Source organism: Amycolatopsis sp. lyj-90, from assembly GCF_046549035.1.
GTDB lineage: Bacteria > Actinomycetota > Actinomycetes > Mycobacteriales > Pseudonocardiaceae > Amycolatopsis.
Genome location: NZ_JAJPWP010000010.1, coordinates 192,606 through 210,646, shown reverse-complemented (window position 1 = coordinate 210,646; position 18,041 = coordinate 192,606). Strand labels below are relative to the sequence as shown.

General features: G+C 69.0%; 18 protein-coding genes. 4 read left to right on the top strand and 14 right to left on the bottom strand.

Translation table 11 applies throughout. The features are described from left to right. Nucleotides 1-7: 7 nt before the first annotated feature. Entirely contained in the window at nt 8-1,453 is a 1,446-nt protein-coding gene (locus ACLJPX_RS34070) for an aldehyde dehydrogenase family protein (RefSeq protein ID WP_410604480.1), read from the top strand. Here ACLJPX_RS34070 and ACLJPX_RS34065 read toward each other — a convergent pair. From ACLJPX_RS34065 to ACLJPX_RS34055, 3 genes are read right to left on the bottom strand one after another with little or no spacing between them, the layout of a single operon-like run. After that, entirely contained in the window at nt 1,450-2,904 is a 1,455-nt protein-coding gene (locus ACLJPX_RS34065) for an FAD-binding oxidoreductase (RefSeq protein ID WP_410604479.1), read from the bottom strand. The genes ACLJPX_RS34070 and ACLJPX_RS34065 overlap by 4 nt on opposite strands. Before the next feature lie 52 nt (nt 2,905-2,956). Beyond that, entirely contained in the window at nt 2,957-3,679 is a 723-nt protein-coding gene (locus tag ACLJPX_RS34060) for a maleylpyruvate isomerase N-terminal domain-containing protein (protein ID WP_410604478.1), read from the bottom strand. A gap of 10 nt (nt 3,680-3,689) precedes the next feature. Next, complete coding sequence (locus ACLJPX_RS34055; protein WP_410604477.1) at nt 3,690-5,396, bottom strand: GMC oxidoreductase; 1,707 nt, start codon at nt 5,394-5,396, stop codon at nt 3,690-3,692. 77 nt (nt 5,397-5,473) lie between these two features. Between ACLJPX_RS34055 and ACLJPX_RS34050 the strand changes: the two genes are divergently transcribed. Then, nucleotides 5,474-6,043, top strand: a complete 570-nt coding sequence (locus tag ACLJPX_RS34050; protein ID WP_410604476.1) for a DinB family protein — start codon at nt 5,474-5,476, stop codon at nt 6,041-6,043. 41 nt (nt 6,044-6,084) lie between these two features. Here ACLJPX_RS34050 and ACLJPX_RS34045 read toward each other — a convergent pair whose 3' ends face one another. The 4 genes from ACLJPX_RS34045 to guaB form a co-directional block, all read right to left on the bottom strand. Beyond that, nucleotides 6,085-6,450, bottom strand: coding sequence for a hypothetical protein (locus tag ACLJPX_RS34045; protein WP_410604475.1), 366 nt, complete (start codon nt 6,448-6,450; stop codon nt 6,085-6,087). A gap of 161 nt (nt 6,451-6,611) precedes the next feature. Next, nucleotides 6,612-7,745 (bottom strand): GuaB3 family IMP dehydrogenase-related protein, encoded by a 1,134-nt coding sequence (locus ACLJPX_RS34040; protein ID WP_101612227.1) that lies wholly within the window; start codon nt 7,743-7,745, stop codon nt 6,612-6,614. A gap of 172 nt (nt 7,746-7,917) precedes the next feature. Next, entirely contained in the window at nt 7,918-8,400 is a 483-nt protein-coding gene (locus tag ACLJPX_RS34035) for a DUF3574 domain-containing protein (RefSeq protein WP_410604474.1), read from the bottom strand. Nucleotides 8,401-8,481: 81 nt separating this feature from the next. After that, nucleotides 8,482-9,993 carry an IMP dehydrogenase gene (gene guaB / locus ACLJPX_RS34030; protein WP_410604473.1) on the bottom strand — a complete coding sequence of 504 codons (1,512 nt, stop codon included), beginning with the start codon at nt 9,991-9,993 and terminating at the stop codon, nt 8,482-8,484. Nucleotides 9,994-10,128: 135 nt separating this feature from the next. Between guaB and ACLJPX_RS34025 the strand changes: the two genes are divergently transcribed. Beyond that, the gene (locus ACLJPX_RS34025; RefSeq protein WP_005166667.1) at nt 10,129-10,515 is read left to right on the top strand and encodes a DUF5319 domain-containing protein; all 387 of its coding nucleotides are present in this window, start codon (nt 10,129-10,131) and stop codon (nt 10,513-10,515) included. Nucleotides 10,516-10,605: 90 nt separating this feature from the next. Here the strand turns inward: ACLJPX_RS34025 and ACLJPX_RS34020 are convergent, their stop codons facing one another. From ACLJPX_RS34020 to ACLJPX_RS34000, 5 genes are all read right to left on the bottom strand, one after another. Beyond that, nucleotides 10,606-11,553, bottom strand: coding sequence for an anti-sigma-D factor RsdA (locus tag ACLJPX_RS34020; RefSeq protein WP_410604472.1), 948 nt, complete (start codon nt 11,551-11,553; stop codon nt 10,606-10,608). Beyond that, nucleotides 11,554-12,126 (bottom strand): sigma-70 family RNA polymerase sigma factor, encoded by a 573-nt coding sequence (locus ACLJPX_RS34015; protein WP_037314832.1) that lies wholly within the window; start codon nt 12,124-12,126, stop codon nt 11,554-11,556. A 381-nt stretch (nt 12,127-12,507) separates the two neighbouring features. Continuing rightward, a complete protein-coding gene (locus tag ACLJPX_RS34010; RefSeq protein WP_003073605.1) occupies nt 12,508-13,104 on the bottom strand; it encodes a response regulator transcription factor in 597 nt (198 codons plus the stop codon). A gap of 130 nt (nt 13,105-13,234) precedes the next feature. Further along, nucleotides 13,235-14,083: a hypothetical protein gene (locus ACLJPX_RS34005; RefSeq protein WP_410604471.1), complete on the bottom strand. Its 849-nt coding sequence runs from the start codon at nt 14,081-14,083 to the stop codon at nt 13,235-13,237. Between the two features lie 9 nt (nt 14,084-14,092). Further along, nucleotides 14,093-15,007 (bottom strand): MerR family transcriptional regulator, encoded by a 915-nt coding sequence (locus ACLJPX_RS34000; RefSeq protein ID WP_410604613.1) that lies wholly within the window; start codon nt 15,005-15,007, stop codon nt 14,093-14,095. Nucleotides 15,008-15,256: 249 nt separating this feature from the next. On the opposite strand from ACLJPX_RS34000, the gene ACLJPX_RS33995 reads away from it, so the two are divergent. After that, nucleotides 15,257-15,559: a WhiB family transcriptional regulator gene (locus ACLJPX_RS33995; protein WP_037315007.1), complete on the top strand. Its 303-nt coding sequence runs from the start codon at nt 15,257-15,259 to the stop codon at nt 15,557-15,559. Nucleotides 15,560-15,735: 176 nt separating this feature from the next. Here ACLJPX_RS33995 and groL read toward each other — a convergent pair whose 3' ends face one another. After that, the gene (groL, locus tag ACLJPX_RS33990) at nt 15,736-17,349 is read right to left on the bottom strand and encodes a chaperonin GroEL (RefSeq protein WP_410604470.1); all 1,614 of its coding nucleotides are present in this window, start codon (nt 17,347-17,349) and stop codon (nt 15,736-15,738) included. 99 nt (nt 17,350-17,448) lie between these two features. Then, nucleotides 17,449-17,742 carry a co-chaperone GroES gene (gene groES, locus ACLJPX_RS33985; protein WP_007031106.1) on the bottom strand — a complete coding sequence of 98 codons (294 nt, stop codon included), beginning with the start codon at nt 17,740-17,742 and terminating at the stop codon, nt 17,449-17,451. Between the last annotated feature and the right edge of the window lie 299 nt (nt 17,743-18,041).

Here is an 18,041-nt window from a genome sequence, read left to right as displayed (position 1 = left end):
GTCATCCATGGACATGATCACCCCGGAGCCGCGCCCCGCCTGGATCGCAGGCCGCGCCGAGCAGGGCGCTTCGACGCTCACCGTGCACCACCCGTTCGACGGAAGCGAAGTCGCCACCGTCGCGGTGCCCGGACCGGAGCAGGTCGAACGAGCGGTGAGCGCGGCGGCGAGCGTCGCGAAGGAGTTCCGGCGGTCCTCGGCGCACAGCCGCGCTTCGGCGCTCGATCACGTTTCGCGGGTTCTCGCCGGCCGCGCCGAGGAGATCGCCGAGGTCATCACCGCCGAGAACGGCAAACCGCTCAAGTGGGCCGACGCCGAGGTGCGGCGCGCGGTGTCGGTCTTCCGGATCGCGGCCGAAGAGGCCCGCCGGTTCAGCGGTGACCTGCAACGCCTGGACACCGACCCGGCGGGCGAGGGCAGGCTGGCGCTCACCCGCCGGATCCCGCGCGGCCCGGTGCTGGGCATCGCGCCGTTCAACTTCCCGCTGAACCTGGTGGCGCACAAGGTCGCGCCGTCGCTCGCGGTCGGCGCGCCGATCATCGTCAAACCCGCGCCGCGAACGCCCCTCTCCGCGCTGATCCTCGGCGAGATCCTGGCCGAGACGGAACTGCCGGAAGGCGCGTTCTCAGTGCTGCCTCTCGGTAACGAGGAGACTTCGGCGCTGGTCGCGGATCCCCGGCTGCCGGTGGTGTCGTTCACCGGTTCGGGTCCGGTCGGCTGGTCGCTGGCGGACGCCGCGCCGCGCAAGCACGTCGTGCTCGAACTCGGCGGCAACGCGGCCGCCGTCGTGCTCCGCGACTGGCCGGATCCCGAAGGCGCCGCGCACCGCATCGCGACCTTCGGCAACTACCAGGCCGGGCAGTCCTGCATCGCGGTCCAGCGGGTGATCGTCGAGCGCGAGGTCGCCGAAGAGTTCGTGCCCGCGTTGGTGGAAGCCGTGCGGGACCAGCGAACCGGTGACCCTTACGACAAGAACACCGACGTGGGACCGGTCGTCGACGAGGCCGCCGCGGAGCGGATCGTGGCCTGGATCGACGAAGCCGTCGCCGCGGGCGCGAAGATCCTCACCGGCGGCAAGCGGGACGGCGCGACGGTGGAGCCGACCGTGCTCACCGACGTCCCACCGTCCACAAAGGCCTGGGCCGAGGAAATCTTCGGACCGGTGCTCGCCGTGTCCATTGTGGATGGTGTCGACGAGGCTTTCGCTTCGGTCAACGAATCCGCTTACGGCTTGCAGGCCGGGGTGTTCACTCGCGACGTGCATCTCGCCTTCTACGCGTCGACCGAACTCGAGGTCGGCGGCGTGATCATCGGCGACGTGCCGTCCTACCGCGCGGACCAGATGCCGTACGGCGGTGTCAAGGGATCGGGCGTCGGCAGGGAAGGTGTGCTCGCCGCGATGCACGACCTCACCGAGGAACGGGTCACCGTCTTCACCGGCATCGACCTCTAGGCCGGGGTGACGGCCTGCGCGAAACCGAACACCTTGTCCGGGTCGTAGGTCTTCGCCACCTGCTTGAGGCGGGTGGCGTTGTCGCCGTAGTAGGCCGTCATCCAGTCGGGCAGGGCGGGGTCGATGTAATTGACGTAGCCCCCGCTCAGCCCGATCCCCGTCACCACTTCGGCGACGGAATCCGTTGCCAGGGAACGATTGCGCGTATCCGCCTGACTGTAGATCTGCACGCTGCCGATCGCCTTCCGATGCCAGAAGGCGGTGGCGTCCGGGGCGATGTCGGCGACCGCTCCGCCGAGACCGTCGACCAGGAGGTCCATTCCTCGCCTGCCGTTGAGGATCGACGTCAGCTTGGCGGGATCCACCGCTTCACCGAGAATCCGCGATGAGGCCACAAAGGACTGACGATTCTCACTGCCGGAGAAGTATTTCATGGCACCGAGATAGTCGAGTTGCTTCACCGTCCGCGTGCCCTTGACCTTGCCGGTCAGCTTGTCGAGTTCCCGGCCCAGCGAGGCGGAATCGCCGACGTAGCAGCCGGAAACCCGCGCACCGACCGGAGAACCTCCCGACAGCACGACGTTCGCCCACAACTCCGGCGGCGCCTCGGGCAGCCATCGCTGCCACTCGGCGAGAACCTCGTTCGCACTCCCCGCCGGGAAATGCAGGGAGAAGACCGAAACGACCGACGGCGACGGATCGGTGCGGAAGGTGAACGAGGTGACGACACCGAAGTTGCCGCCGCCTCCCCCGCGCAACGCCCAGAACAACTCGGGCTCGGAATCGGCCGACGCCGTCCGGAGTTTCCCGTCCGCCGTGACGACCTGCGCCGACACCAGATGATCACAGGTGAGTCCGTATTTACGGGCGAGGACACCGATTCCGCCACCGAGCGTCAGCCCTGCGATGCCGACACTGGGGCAGGACCCCGCCGGCAGGCAGCGTCCCGCACCGCCGAGTGCAGCATAGACATCCTTGAGTTTCGCGCCCGCGCCGATCACGACCTGCTCACCTTGAACGTCCACTGAGGACATTCCGCCGAGGTCGATCATCAAGCCGCCATCAGGAACGGAATAGCCCGCGTAACTGTGGCCGCCACTGCGAGCGGCGATCGGCACGCGTCGCGCGGCCGCTTCGATCGCCGCCTGCACGTCTTCCGGTTTGGCACATTTCGCGATCGCGGCGGGCTTGAGGCCGTCGAAGGCCGGATTGAACACGCGTTTGGCGTTCTCGTAGCCGGAATCACCCGGCAAGAGCAGCGAGACCTTGTTCCGCAAGGCCGCCCAGTCCGGCGGGCCGGACGGCGGCGCGACACTGGAACTCGGCGGCAGCGAGGTTCCGGGAGCCGAGGTGGGCGCTTGCGCGGGAGGCGCGGCGGAACACGCCGTCGCGGCCGCCCCCGCCGCGGCCGCGCCGGCGAGTTTGAGGAAGTTCCTTCGCCCCAACTTCATACTTGTGAAGACGCGTGGACGCCGGTCTGGTTGCCGGGCTCACCCGACCGAGTCAGAGCCAATGCGGCAGCGGCGGCACTTCGCCGTCCAAAGTGGACCCATCGGAGCGGCCGGTGATCCAGGCGAGGACGTCACCGGGCGCGCCGGTCACCTTGGCCGGTTCGCCGGTACCCATCCGCCATTCGTGCCGCGTCCCGTCGCCGTCGACGGCGACCAGGAGGACCGCGGGCAGTCCGTCGCCGTACCAGGCGATCGCACCGCTCACCACCACCTCGAACTCCCGGCCGAGCAACCCGGAGACCCGGTCGAAGTCGTAACCGGAGTCCAGGTCGACGAGGTGGATCGAGGTTTCGGACAGCCGTTTGAGCAGCACTCCCTCACCGGTGAGGCGATTGCCCAGCCGATCACGGGCTTCACCCGTCCACGCCTCGTCCGGCATGGACGCGGCCAGCTCCGCGAACCGCTCACCGGAGTCCACGACGTCGGCGACGATCACCGCGGCGGAGCGGTCGGCTCCGGCCTCGATGCCCTCGTCGCGAGCCGTGGCCGTGGCGTACATCGGCGTCTCGACGCCGGTCTTCGCCCAGGTCAACAGGTTGCCGAGGCCGTCGGCGTTGCGCGCGACGTGCGAGAGCAGATGCGCCCTCGTCCAGCCGGGCAACGCGCTGGGGGCATGCACGGCGTCCTCGCCGAGGCCGCGGGCCACGAGCGCCCATTCGTCATGCAGGGCGCGGACGCGATCGAGCAGGACGTGGGCGCGTTCTGAGGCGGTCACGCCCTTGAATCTAGCGCCGAAGGGCCGCCGGTGCGTCGGCTGGAACTGACGGGTTCTTGGGCGCGATCGGCTCCAGACGCGCGTACGGCAGCTCCTGCGACGGCCGATTGTCCGTTTCGCCCTTGTTGGGCCACAGCGAGAACGCGCGCTCGGCCTGTGCGGTGATGGTCAGCGAGGGGTTGACGCCGAGGTTGGCGGTGATCGCCGATCCATCCACAATGGACAGACCGGGGTAGTTGAAGACCCGGTGGTACGGGTCGATCACGCCGTTGTCGGCCGCCGTGCCGATCGGCGCGCCACCGATGAAGTGCGCCGTCAGCGGGATGTCGAAGATCTCGCCCCAGGTGCCGCCCGCCATCCCGCCGATCCGTTCGGCGGTGCGGAGGTTGGCCTCGTGCCCGGCGGGGATGAAGCTGGGGTTCGGCTCGCCGTGGCCCTGCTTGGACGTGTACTTGCGGCGGCCGAAGAGACCGCGCTTGGTGTAGGTGGTGATGGAGTTGTCGAGGCTCTGCATCACCAGCAGGATCACCGTGCGCTCGCTCCAGCGGTAGCCGTTGAGCAGGCGGACCGTCTGGACCGGGTGCTTGACCATGAAGTTGACGGCCTGGCGCCAGCGCGGGACCGCCGAATCGCCTTCGGTGGCGATGGTCTGGAGCAGGCTCATCGCGTTGCTGCCCTTGCCGTAGCGGACCGGCTCGATGTGCGTGTTGTCGTCGGGGTGGATCGACGACGTGATCGCGACGCCGCGGCTGAAGTTCCGCTCCTCGTCGACCGAGGTGCGGGCGGCGCCGATGATGGCCTCGGAGTTGGTGCGGGTCAGCTCGCCGAGGCGCGGTGAGAGCTTCGGCAGCTTGGCGGTGTCGCGCATGCCGTGGAGCAGGTTCTGCGTCCCCCACGTGCCGGCGGCGAGCACCACCTGCGAGGCGGTGAGCTTGTGGCGGAACTTGCGCGAGGTCGTCCCGGTCTTCTTGATGCTCACCTCGTACCCACCTGCGTTCAGCGGGCTGATCGCGCTCACGGTGGTGAGCGGGATGACCTTCGCGCCGTCCTTCTCCGCGAGGTAGAGGTAGTTCTTGACCAGGGTGTTCTTGGCGCCGACGCGGCAGCCGGTCATGCAGGCGCCGCATTCGGTGCAGCCGGTGCGCGCGGGGCCCGCGCCGCCGAAGTACGGGTCCTCGGCACGCTCCCCCGGCTTGCCGAAGTACACGCCGACGGGCGTCGGGTGGTACGAACCGGCGACGCCCATGTCCTCGGCGACGCCCTTCATCACCACGTCCGACGGCGTGACGCTGGGATTGGTGACGACGCCCAGCATGCGGCTGGCCTGGTCGTAGTGCGGTCCGAGCTCGGACTCCCAGTCGGTGATGTGGGACCACTGCGGGTCGACGTAGAACGGCTTCAGCGGGCGGTACAGCGTGTTCGCGTAGACCAGCGAGCCGCCGCCGACGCCCGCGCCTGCGAGCACCATGACGTCCTTGAGCATGTGGATGCGCTGGATGCCGAAGCAGCCGACCTGGGGCGCCCAGACGTAGCGGCGAAGGTCCCAGGACGTCTTCGCGAACTCGTCGTCGGCGAAGCGGCGGCCCGCCTCGATGACGGCTACGCGGTAGCCCTTTTCGGTCAGGCGGAGGGCAGCGACACTGCCGCCGAACCCGGAGCCGACGACGATCACGTCGTAGTCGAAGTCGTCTTCAGTGGTGGTGTTACTGGCAGTCACACCCTCGACTGTAACCCCGGCCACCCCTTCTGACCAGAGGTAAGTTACTGGCCGGTTACCTTCCACCCGGATGGTGCATGCTCGGAGTCGTGATCGACGAATTCGCGAAGGAATACCTGCACGGCGATCTGAAAGAGATCCGTGAGGCGATGCTCCGGAAGCTCGACGGGCTGTCCGAGTACGACATCCGCCGCCCCCTGACCTCGACCGGAACCAACCTTCTCGGCCTGGTCAAACACCTGGCGGCCTGGGAGGCCCGCTACTTCGGCGAGGTCTTCGGCCGGCCGTTCCCCGGGGCCATCCCCGAGCGGGGTACCGACCTGTGGGCGACCGAGCACGAAACCCGCGAGGAGATCATCAGTCTCTACCGGCACGCCTGGGAGCACGCCGACGCGACCATCGCCGCGCTCGCCGTCGACTCGCCCGGCCACGTGCCCTGGTGGCCGCGTCCCGACGTGAAGCTGTTCAACGTGCTGGTCCACATCCTCACCGAGACCAACCGGCACGCCGGACACGCCGACATCCTGCGGGAACAGCTGGACGGCCAAGTGGAAAGCCCGTCCCGGCCGGGACAGGACGCGACGTTCTGGGCGGACCGGCGCGCGGAAATCGAACGTGCGGCCAAGGCGGCGCCGGATCGCGTTTAGCGGGCTAAACGCGATCCGACCGTCACCTCACCCAGCCAGGGTCACGAGGCCCAGGGCTGCGTCTTGACGAAGACGTCGGGAGCCCGCAGATCGAGCGCACCGTGGTACGAGGAGCCCCTGCTGCAGAACGAACCCGTGCTGACGTTCGAGCCGTCGGCCGGGGAGGTCGCACTGAGCACTTCCGACTCGTTCTTGACCACGGCGACGACTTCACGGCTCAGCAGGTTCTTCCCCTCGGCGTGGAAGCACTGGGTGTCGTTGTTCCGCCAGAGGATGACCGTCCGGCCATAACCCGCCTGCTGGACGACCGCGGTGTAACTGGCGGCCTGCGCCGCCGGCGCGGACACCACCGCCAGTCCCGAAATCGCCACTGCCCCCAGCAGCACGGCACGAACCTTACGCAGCATCGATGATCCCTCCAGTAACTATCACCAAGGCCAAATGGCCTAGCGGGAGCACCTTATCGGCGGAAGATCATCTTTGTCCTGAATACGGACGAATCCGGCACCGACCGTGGCACCGGATCGCGTTTAGCGGGCTAAACGCGATCCGGAGCCGGGGGCGGATGTCAGCGGCGCACGGTCAGACCGACGCGCTGGAACTCCTTCAGGTCCGAGTAGCCCGTCTTCGCCATCGCGCGGCGAAGCGCGCCGAAGAGGTTCACGACGCCCTCAGCGTCCGAGGACGGCCCGAAGAGGAGCGTCTTGAGGTCGACGGCGTAGTCCGGGCCCAGGGCCACGCGAGAACGCGGCAGGGACGGGTGTGCGGCCGCGGACGTCCAGTAGAGCCCCTGTCCCGGAGCCTCGGAGGCGGCGGCCAGCGGCGCGCCCAGCATGACTGCGTCGGCACCGCAGGCGATGGCCTTGGCGATGTCGCCCGACACGCTCATGCCGCCGTCGGCGAGCACGTGCACGTACCGGCCGCCGGTCTCGTCGAGGTAGTCACGGCGCGCGGCGGCGGCGTCGACGATCGCGGTCGCCATCGGCGTCCCGATCCCGAGCACGCTGTCGGTGCTCGTCACGCCGCGGCTGGCACCGTGACCGACGATGACGCCGGCCGCGCCGGTGCGCATCAGGTGCATCGCGGTGCGGTAGTCGCTGACGCCGCCCGCGATCACCGGGACGTCGAGCCGTCCGATGAAGTCCTTCAGGTCCAGCGGCTCGGCGTCGCGCTGGACGTGCTCGGCCGAGATGATCGTGCCCTGCACGACCAGGATCTCGACGCCCGCCGCCAGCAGGTCCGGCGTGAGCTCGGCAGCGTGCTGCGGGCTGACCCGCGCGGCCACCGTGACGCCGGATTCGCGGACCGTCTTGATCGCCTCGGTCAGCAGGTCCAGCCGGATCGGGGCGGAGTGCAGTTCCTGCAGCTCACGCACGATCGCGGTCGGGTCCGAAGTGTCCTCGGCCGCCCGGACGAGGCGGAAGATCGCGTCCTCGACGTTCGGGTGCCGCGCCCAGAGCCCTTCGGCGTTGAGGACGCCCAACCCACCGAGCTCGCCGACGGCCACCGCGGTCCCCGGCGACACGATCGCGTCGGTGGGGTGCGTGACCAGCGGCAGCTCGAACCGGTACGCGTCGATCTGCCAGGCGGTGGACACGACCGAAGACGACCGGGTGCGCCGCGACGGCACGATCTCCACGTCATCGAGGTCATACGCCCGCCGCGCGGTGCGGCCCATGCCGATCTCGACCAGATCCCGCACGTCAAGTCCCTTCTCAACGACGACCGTTACACCCCATTGTCGCTAGGCCGCGTGGGTGACCTGCGCACGGGGCTCCCGAACCGGCCCCGAAGTCACACCAACCCCACCTGCCTCACCAGTTTCACGTTTAGCCCGCTAAAGGCGCGCCGGTGGGGCGAGTGGGGCTGGAGGGTCAGAACGAGACCTTCTCCACGGAGTCGGTCCGGAGGACGGATTCCTGCGAGAACGCCTTCTTGTAGTCGGTCCGGATCTCCTCGATCTCCCGGTTCGCGTCGCGGTCGCTGAAGGGATAAACGACGACGATCACCTTCGACTTCTCCCGCGAGATCTTCCCGTCCGAGCCGCGCCACTGCCCGCGTCCGGTCAGCTCGGTGAACCCGTCCGGGAACCGCGGCGTGACGACCTTGTCGGTGAAGGCGGTGAACTCGGCGTCGGTCAGCTCCCCGCCGCCCGGCTTCGTCGTGCCGAAGTACAGCTCGGTGCGCTTCCACAGGTCACCCGGCGACGCCTGGAGCCCGGCGACGTCGGCGGCTTGGACCGGCGCGGCGGAAGCGGTGGGGACGGCCGAGGCCGCCACTCCGCCGCCGAGCCCGAGCGCCGCGGCGGCGAAGACGGCCAGCGCGGTCCGCCGTGAAGTGGTCAGCGAGAAAGACATCGGGTTCCTCCCAGGAGACTTGATCAGCGGACCAAGTCTCCTGGGAACGGAACCGGATGGGTAAGTGTCCTAAAGGGCGGACTAACGGGTGGTGTAGTTCGGCGCCTCGACGGTCATCGTGATGTCGTGCGGGTGGCTCTCCTTGAGCCCGGCCGCGGTGATCCGCACCAGCTGCGCCTCCTGCAGCTCGGGGATCGTCGACGCACCCGCGTAGCCCATCCCCGACCGCAGCCCGCCCACCAGCTGGTGGACGACGTTCGCGAGCGGCCCGCGGAACGGGATCCGTCCCTCGATGCCCTCGGGGACCAGCTTGTCCTCGCTCAGCACGTCGTCCTGCGCGTAGCGGTCCTTCGAGTAGGACTTCGCCTGGCCGCGCGACTGCATGGCGCCCAGCGAGCCCATGCCGCGGTAGGTCTTGAACTGCTTGCCGTTGACCAGGATCAGGTCACCGGGCGATTCGGCGGTGCCCGCGAGCAGGCTGCCGAGCATCACGGTGGACGCGCCGGACGCGATCGCCTTCGCGATGTCGCCCGAGTACTGGATGCCGCCGTCGCCGATCACCGGGATCCCGGCCGGGCGAGCGGCCTGGTCGGCCTCGTAGATCGCGGAGATCTGCGGCACACCGACCCCGGCGACGATGCGGGTGGTGCAGATGGAGCCCGGGCCGACGCCGACCTTGATCCCGTCCGCACCCGCTTCCACCAGCGCCTGCGCGCCCGCGCGGGTCGCGACGTTGCCGCCGACGATGTCGACGGTGTCGCCCAGTTCCTTCTTCAGCAGCGCGACGGTCTCGACGACGGCGCGGGAGTGCCCGTGCGCGGTGTCGACCATCAGCACGTCGACCCCGGCGTCGGCCAGCGCCATCGCGCGCTTGTGCCCGTCCGGGCCGACGCCGACGGCGGCACCGACGATCAGGCGGCCGTTGGTGTCCTTGGAGGCGTTGGGGTACTGCTCGGTCTTCACGAAGTCCTTGACCGTGATCAGCCCGCGCAGCTTGCCGGCGCCGTCGACGATCGGCAGCTTCTCGATCTTGTGACGGCGCAGCAGCCCGAGCGCGGCTTCCGCGGTGACGCCGACCTGCGCGGTGACCAGCGGCAGCTTCGTCATCACCTCGTGCACCGCACGGGTGTAGTCGACCTCGAACCGCATGTCGCGGTTGGTGATGATGCCCACGAGCGTCCCGGCGGCGTCCGTCACCGGCACGCCGGAGATCCGGAACCGCGCGCAGAGCGCGTCGACCTCGGCGAGGGTGTCTTCAGGCGAGCACGTGACCGGGTCGGTCACCATGCCTGCTTCAGAGCGCTTCACGACCTCGACGGCGGACGCCTGGTCGTCGATCGGCAGGTTGCGCTGCAGCACGCCCATCCCGCCCTGGCGCGCCATGGCGATCGCCATGCGGCCTTCGGTGACCGTGTCCATGGCGGCGGAGACCAGCGGGATGTTCAGGGTGACGTTGCGGGAGAGCCGGGTGCGGGTGCTGACCGCACTGGGCACCACGTCGGACTCGGCCGGCAGCAGCAGCACGTCGTCGAAGGTCAGCCCGAGCATGGCGAACTTGCTCGGGACGGGGGCGGTGACGCTGTCGCTGGTCATAGCAGGCGAGGGGCCTTCCTAGCGGTGACTAATGGGGGCCGCCGTGGCTGAGGACATCACGGCGAGGGCCTGCCCCTCATGATATCCGGGCCGGGCGGCCGCCCGGCCCGGGTGGGCGCCCGGTAGCGTGCAGGCGTGCCGCAAGATGCGTTGCCCCCAGACCCGTTCGCGGATGACCCGGACGACCCGGCCCGCGCGTTCATCGACGACGCCGACCGGCTCGACGAGCCGATCAGCGACGAAGAGCGCACCGAGTTGCTGGCCGACCTCTCCGATCTCGCCGTCTACCAGGCGCTTCTCGAACCGCGCGGGGTACGCGGGATCGTGGTCGACTGCGGTGAATGCGACGAACCCCACTATCACGACTGGCATCTGCTGCGCGCCAGTCTCGAGCAGCTGCTCGCCGACGGCCGGATGCGACCGCACGAGCCCGCGTTCGATCCGAACCCCGGTGACTACGTGAGCTGGGACTACTGCCGCGGTTTCGCGGACGGCGTCACGGCCAACGAGAGCGCCTACTGATCGCGTTTAGCCCGCTAAAGGCGATTTGGGACTTACGCGAAAGGGCCTGGTGAGAGGGATCTCACCAGGCCCTTCGGCGTTCTTGGGGTGTTACGGCGTCTCGACCGCGGCGCCCGGCGCCTGTGCTCCGGCACCCGGCGACGGCTCGTTACGCGAGCCACCGGGGTCGTTGCCCGAGGCGGGCGGCGTCGTCGACGTGGTGGGCGGCGGAGGCTCACTCGTCGTGGTCGGCGGAGTCGGGGTGGGAGTCGTGGTGCCCGGCAGGCTCGTCCCCGGGTTGCCGCCTCCGGGCAGCGACGTCGGCGGAGCGGTCGGCTGCGGAGTGGGCTGCGGGGTCGTCGCGACCGGGGTCTGCGTCGGCGACTGCTGATCCGGCGGCAGGGGCTGCTGGCCGGGGTTCTGCAGCTGGGCGCTCAACTGGCGATGCTGTTCGAGCAGCTGATCGCGGTTTTCTTCGTCCGTCACCTGGCTCAGCGCGGCCTGGGCCTCGTCGAGCGCCTTGCGCGCGTCGTCGAGGCGTCCACCGGCGAGCGCGAGGTTGGCCTTCTCGAGATCGAGTTTGGCCGCCGCAGCGGCCTCGACCGACCGGGCGTGGTCGGCGTAAAGCACCTTGGTCAGGCCCCAGAGCGTGTCACCAGGCTGCGCGTCCTTCGCGGCGAGACCGGTACCGGCGAAGGCGATGGCCAGGACGGCCGCCGCGGCGGCCACCGGGACCAGCAGCCGGCGTCTTCCCCCGTGTTTGCGGGCGAGCGCGGCCGTCTTCACCGTGACGACGGCGGTGTCGACGTCGACGAGTTCCGCGAGCGGTTCGCTGTCGATGTCACGCCGCCAGGCCAGCAGGAGCGCGTTGAGCTCCTGATCGCCGAGGTCGTCGGCCATCTTCGGGTCCGAGCCGCCGAGAGCGTCGAGCAGCGCGTCATCGGCCTGAACGGCCGAAAGATCAGCGGCGAACTCCGCCTCGGAAGACGTCAGCCCTCTTTCGAAGGCCGTCAGTTCACGATCGGTCCCAGGGGAGAACCGATGGTCGCGATCGGTCACTCAGATCACCTCCTCAGCGGCCAGAACCTTACGTAGGCGCGCCAGGGCGCGATGCTGGGCCACCCGGACGGCGCCGGGGGTGGACCCCACGGCTTCGGCCGTCTCTTCGGCGGACAGTCCGACGACGACACGCAAGACGACGATCTCGCGCTGTTTGTCGGGAAGTACACGGAGCAGCTGCGACATACGCTCGTTCAGCTCGCCTTGGAGGGCACGCTGCTCAGGACCGACGCCGCCCTCGATCTCGTCGGGGACTTCGGCGACCGGTTCGGCGCGGTTACGGGCGGCGGCGCGATGTGCGTCGGCCACCTTGTGCTGGGCGATCCCGTAGACGAAGGCCAGGAACGGGCGGCCCTGATCACGGTACGAAGGCAATGCCGTGAGCACCGCGAGACACACCTCCTGAGCAACGTCGTCTGCGGAAGCGAACGAACGCTCCTGCCTGCCAACCCGAGCGCGGCAGTACCGCACTACCAAAGGACGGATGGCCGCCAGCAACCGCTCGACCGCTTGAGGATCACCCTCAACAGCAGCGGCGACCGGCTCATCCAGTCCATCCCCCACATTGGCCATCGCAGACAACAGTCCCAGTGTTACGTATAGGTGTGCAAAGAGTCCGGCGTGTGACTTCGGAGGCCACTACCGGTGATAGCTACCGTACCGCCCGGGCCCGCCGCCTTCGCTGACGGCCGCCATCGGCGCGCCGCCTTCCGGCGAGCACGCTGAGACCCGGGTCTTCCTGGTTCCCTTCGCTCGTAGTCGAAATTTCAACGAGCCGGAACGCAGTGGGGTACGACGGTCCACCCGAAGGCGGACACGCTCGGGCAAGACTGCCCGAGCGGTGAGCATAAAGGCACGAAGCGTGACAGGGAACACAGGTACGGGCCAGGGGGTTCGCCCCCGGCCCGTTGTCACCCGTTGCGCAATCCAGCCAGCGAAATCAGGAAAGCATTGTCAGGAAACAAGTCCACGGCGGAATCCGTGGGCGACCGCCTGAGCACGGTCTCGCACGCCGAGCTTGCGGAACAAGCGGCGCGCGTGGGTTTTCACGGTGTCTTCGGACAGGTACAGCTCGCGGCCGATCTGTCCGTTGCTCTTGCCCTGGCTCATCCCGCGGAGCACCTGAAGCTCGCGCTCGGTGAGCTGGACACCGGGGTCGGACGGCTGGCGCGGCGCCGGCACCGAAGTGCTGGCGAGGGTGTGCGCCAGTGCGGCGACCAGCTCGGGACGCGAGGCGTCCCAACGCAGGTAGCCGCGGGCTCCGCCGGCGATGGCGGCGGCGATGCTGCCCGCATCGTCCGGGGCGCCGAACACGATCACGTTCGCTTGGGGGTTCGCCGAGACGAGCCGCCTGGTGGCTTCGACGCCAGTCGGGACAGCGCGCTGGGTACCGACCAGCACGACGTCGACCGGCTGACGGGAGTACCGGGCCAGCAGCTCGTCACCGTGCGCTACGCAGTCGATGCGACTGACCCCTGGGACCGCGGACATCACTCGAGTGAGCCCTTCGCGGACACTGCGTCGGTCGTCGCAGATCAAGACCGTCGTCACGGGGTTTCCTTCCTGCAGCCGGGTGACATTCCACTTCCCCTATCGGACGCTTTAGCCCGAACCTTGACACGATCCGGTGGCTTTTTTTGAAAACTCTTAGCCCAGTTGCCGGAATGGGCCCTCCAACAGGCTAGACGCCCCCGGCGGGGACCCATGGGGATTCCCGGGCGAGCCACCTCCCGCAAGGATCTGCGTGCCGTAACACTGCGTGCAACAGTTCGGGCACTCTGAATCGATACTCATCGGCGTGTCCTGCCCCCAGGTCGGCCGCGAGCAGGCAGGCCACCCACAGAAGTGAATTGAATTCGTATTTATCGGCGGTTTCGCGAGCGCTCTCGACCAGCGCCTTCGCCCGCTCCCGCTGAGCGGAACTCGCATTCGCGATCGTCACGCCGAGTACAAGCTGTGATTTGACGACATGTCGGCACGCGCCCCGGAGCCGCGCGGTTTCCCACGCCATTTCCGCAGGTGCGATCCCCGCCTCGGAATTGTTACTCGCCAGTTCGATTTCCGCGCCCACCCAACCGGCCCTGGTGCGGCTCCGCCAGTTGCCGGTGTGCAACCCCGCACTTGCCACCAGGCGCCGGGCGGCGGCCAGCCTTCCCCGCCCGAGGTTGTCCGCCGCGAGACCGAGGAAGGCGTCCGCCCGGGCCCCCTCGGCGTCCAGGCCGTCGGGATCGGGTTCGCCCCGTGGCACCTCGATCGCCAGCGCGAGCGCCTCACCGTCGAGCACGAGGGCCGCCGCGTGCCCGCCCAACTGCCGTCGATGCGACGCCAGCGTGCTCGCGGCCAACGACGCGAGCACCGGGTCCTTGCTCGTGCGCAAACCGTTCAGCAGGGTGGCCGCCGCCGCGTACCGGCCGCGTCCGCCGAGCACGATCGCGGCGAGCAGCCGTCCGCGAGGCGACGCGGGCACCTCGAAGGGTTTCGGCGGCGGCACGCCGTCGCCGAAAGCGGCGGACCGCAAGGACGCTTCCATCGGTCCTTTCTATCGCCTCGCACCGACAAGAACGTGCTCGATCCGGTCGGCGGCCGTCGTCAGCTCGCCGAGCAGTTCGATCTTGTCCGGGAGGGTCGCGGGATCCCAGCCGGGACCGCAGGCGAACAGCCTGCTGCGCTGACGGCCGCGGGACACCCTGGCGAACAGCCGCGGGTCCGCGGTCGCGCGCCTGCCCGACCACAGCACCACCGCGGCCGGGACGCTGCGGCGGACGGTCACCGCGAGCACCTCGGCCGGCAGGGAGGCGCCGAACAGTTGCGCCCCGATCCGGCGTCCGGCGAGTGCCGCGGCGAGGGCGTACATCGGCATGTTGTCGCGTTCGTCCGGGACGCAGGTCAGCAGGACCGGCCGCTGGTTGCGCGGTTCGCGGAGCACCGGCGTCGCGCGGACGAGGGCGGCGTACACGCATTCGGCGAGCAGGTACTCGACCTCGGCTCCGGCACTGACCCCGCGCCAGCGGGCGCCGAGCGCCGTCAGGACCGGCGACACGACGCCGGTCCAGGCGGGCAGGACGCCGAGTTCGCGGATCGTGTCGGCGAGCATGCGCTGGACCGCGCCGAAGTCCATCGCGAGCGCGGCGGTGCTCAAGCGTCTGGCGAGGCGCGACGGGACGTCGTGATCCTCGGCCGGCAGCGAAGCGGCCTGTTCCTCCACTTGGACCACAGCGGTTTCGGGGCTCTCCGCCGCCGCCCGGGGCATCTGCTCGAGCGCGTACTTCGCCGCTTCGGCCGTCGAGGCGCCGCGGAGCAACGCGCGCTGCATCAGTTCGAGACGGCCGATGTCGGAGCTGCCGTAGCGGCGGTGACGGCCGTTGGTGTGGCGGCTCGGTCCTACGCCGTATCTGCGGTCCCAGGTTCGCAGGGTGGACGGTGCGACCCCGAGCCGGCGTGCGACGGAGGCCACCGGCAGGGTGGGTTCTTCACTGCTGATCCGAGATCCCACTCGACCCAATATCCAGGCAGGCCGGTGCCCCGGCAACCGGAACGGAAAGTACCGCTCACACATCCGGGGGATGCCTAACGGCTGAATCGTCTTGAATCCCTTGAACAAGTATTGGCGCGCTTCTAACGTTACGGCCGTTGCACCGAATGGAGTAGCCGCAGCGCAGCAGAGCAGGTTAAACGCTTCGACCGAATGACGGAGGCGGTCAGGATGGCGGACACACGCAGGCTCCCGGGACCCAACGCCGATGTATGGGACTGGCAGCTCGAAGGGTCGTGCCGAGGCATGGACAGCGCGTCCTTCTTTCACCCTGACGGCGAACGCGGGCCCGCCAGAGCCCGCCGTGAGGCGAGGGCCAAAGCCGTGTGCCTGGCTTGCCCGGTGCTGGCCATGTGCCGGACCCACGCACTCGCCGTGCACGAGCCCTACGGGATCTGGGGCGGGCTGTCGGAGTCGGAACGCGAGCACATCATCAAGGCGGACAAGCGCACATTGAGCATGTCGAACGGCTGATCCGGCCGGGTCGGCAACGCGGAAGGGGCGGCATCCGGGTGGGGTGCCGCCCTTCCGCACGTCCAGGCCCGGGTGCGCGTCGCGTTTAGCGGGCTAAAGGCGCGCCGGCGGGGTGGTCTGGACGACAAAACGGGGCGGCACTCCGAGTGGAGTACCGCCCCGCTTCGAGGGTGGAACTAGTGCGCGTGGCCGTGGCCGCCCGCGGCGGGCTCCTCGTCGGCCGGCTTCTCGACGACGGAGCTCTCCGTCGTGAGCACGAGCCGGGCGATGGAGGCGGCGTTCGCCACTGCGGACCGGGTCACCTTGACCGGGTCGACGATGCCGGCGGCCAGCAGGTCGGTGAGCTCACCGGTGGCGGCGTTGAAGCCGTGCCCCCAGCTCTGCTCCTGGACCTTGTTCACGATGACAGCGCCCTCGTGGCCCGCGTTGGTCGCGATCCAGAACAGCGGGGCGGACAGCGCGTCGCGGACGATGCGGACACCGGTCGCTTCGTCGCCCTCGAGACCGAGGCCGCCTTCGAGCTCCTTGACCGCGTGCACGAGCGCCGAGCCACCGCCGGGCAGGATGCCCTCTTCGACGGCCGCCTTGGTCGAAGCCACGGCGTCCTCGATGCGGTGCTTACGCTCGTTGAGCTCGGTCTCGGTGGCCGCGCCGACCTTGATCACCGCGACACCGCCGCCGAGCTTCGCCAGCCGCTCCTGCAGCTTCTCGCGGTCCCAGTCGGAGTCGGTGTTCTCGATCTCCTTGCGGATCTGCGAAACGCGCCCGGCGATGTCGTCCTTGGTGCCGGCACCGTCGACGAGCGTGGTGTCGTCCTTGGTGACGACGATCCGGCGCGCGCCGCCCAGCTGGGCGAGCGTGGTCTCGGACAGCTTGTGCCCGATCTCGGCCGAGATGACCTCGCCGCCGGTAACGACCGCGAGGTCGTCCAGGAACGCCTTGCGGCGGTCACCGAAGAACGGCGCCTTGACCGCGACGGCGGTGATCGTCTTGCGCAGCGAGTTCACCACGAGGGTCGACAGCGCTTCGCCGTCCACGTCCTCGGCGATGATCAGCAGCGGCTTCTTGGCCTCGACGACCTTCTCCAGCACCGGGAGCAGGTCGGCCAGGGACGAGATCTTCTCGCGGACCAGCAGGATGAAGGCGTCCTCGAGGATCGCCTTCTGCTCTTCCGGGTTGGTCGCGAAGTGCGCCGACAGGAAACCCTTGTCGAACTGCACACCCTCGGTGATCACGAGCTCGGTCGCCAGCGTGGACGACTCCTCGATCGTGATGACACCGTCTTCGCCGACCCGCTCGACGGCTTCGCCGAGCAGGGCGCCGATGGCCGCGTCACGCGAGGTGACGGTGCCGACCTGGGCGATGTTGTCGCGGCCCTTGACCGGGGTCGCCTTCTCCTTGAGGACCGCGATGACCTTCTCCGCGGCGGCCTCGATGCCGCGGCCGACGGCCGTCGGGTTGGCACCGGCGGCGACGTTGCGCAGGCCGACCTTCACCAGCGACTGCGCGAGCACGGTCGCGGTCGTGGTGCCGTCACCGGCGACGTCGTTGGTCTTGGTGGCGACGCTCTTGGCGAGCTGGGCGCCGAGGTTCTCGAACGGGTCGTCGAGCTCGATCTCGCGAGCGACGGTGACACCGTCGAGGGTGATGGTCGGGCCACCGAACTTCTTGTCGAGCACGACGTGGCGACCACGCGGGCCGAGGGTGACCTTGACCGCGTCGGCGAGCTTGTTCACCCCGCGCTCGAGCGCGCGACGAGCGTCCTCGTCGAAACTGATCTGCTTGGGCATGCCTGTTCCGCTTACCTTCCAGTCTTACTGCTCGGAAAACACGAACGCCCCGTTCCCCGGCAATGCGGGGCCCGGGGCGTCATGCGCTGAGAGCGGACGTCAGTTGATGACGGCCAGCACGTCGCGAGCGGAGAGGATCAAGTAGTCCTCACCGTTGTACTTCACTTCGGTGCCGCCGTACTTGGAGTAGATGACGACGTCGCCGACGGAAACGTCGAGCGGGACGCGGTTGCCCTTGTCGTCGATGCGGCCCGGGCCCACGGCCAGAACCTTGCCCTCCTGGGGCTTCTCCTTGGCGGTGTCGGGGATGACGAGGCCGGAAGCGGTCGTCTCCTCGGCCTCACTCGTCTGGACAACGATCTTGTCCTCGAGCGGCTTGATGTTCACGCTCACCGGGTTGACCTCCACGGTCGTCGAAAGCGTTGGCAGGATGAGTTACGGCTCCTACCACCCCCGCCGTCGCGGGTGCCGGGGCGTGTTCGGGCCGTGCAATTAGCACTCTAGCCATGTGAGTGCCAGCTTCGCAAGGAGGGTCCGATCACCTGGCGAAAACTCGGTCTCCGGGCGCCTGACCGGCCCTTTTGTTCCGCAGGGGTTCCGCGGCGCGCTCGATCGCGCTAGCCCGGCGTGCCCGTCCGTTGACGGCCTCTTGGCCCATAGTGCCGAGTTCGGGCGACGCGTGTGGCGGGCCC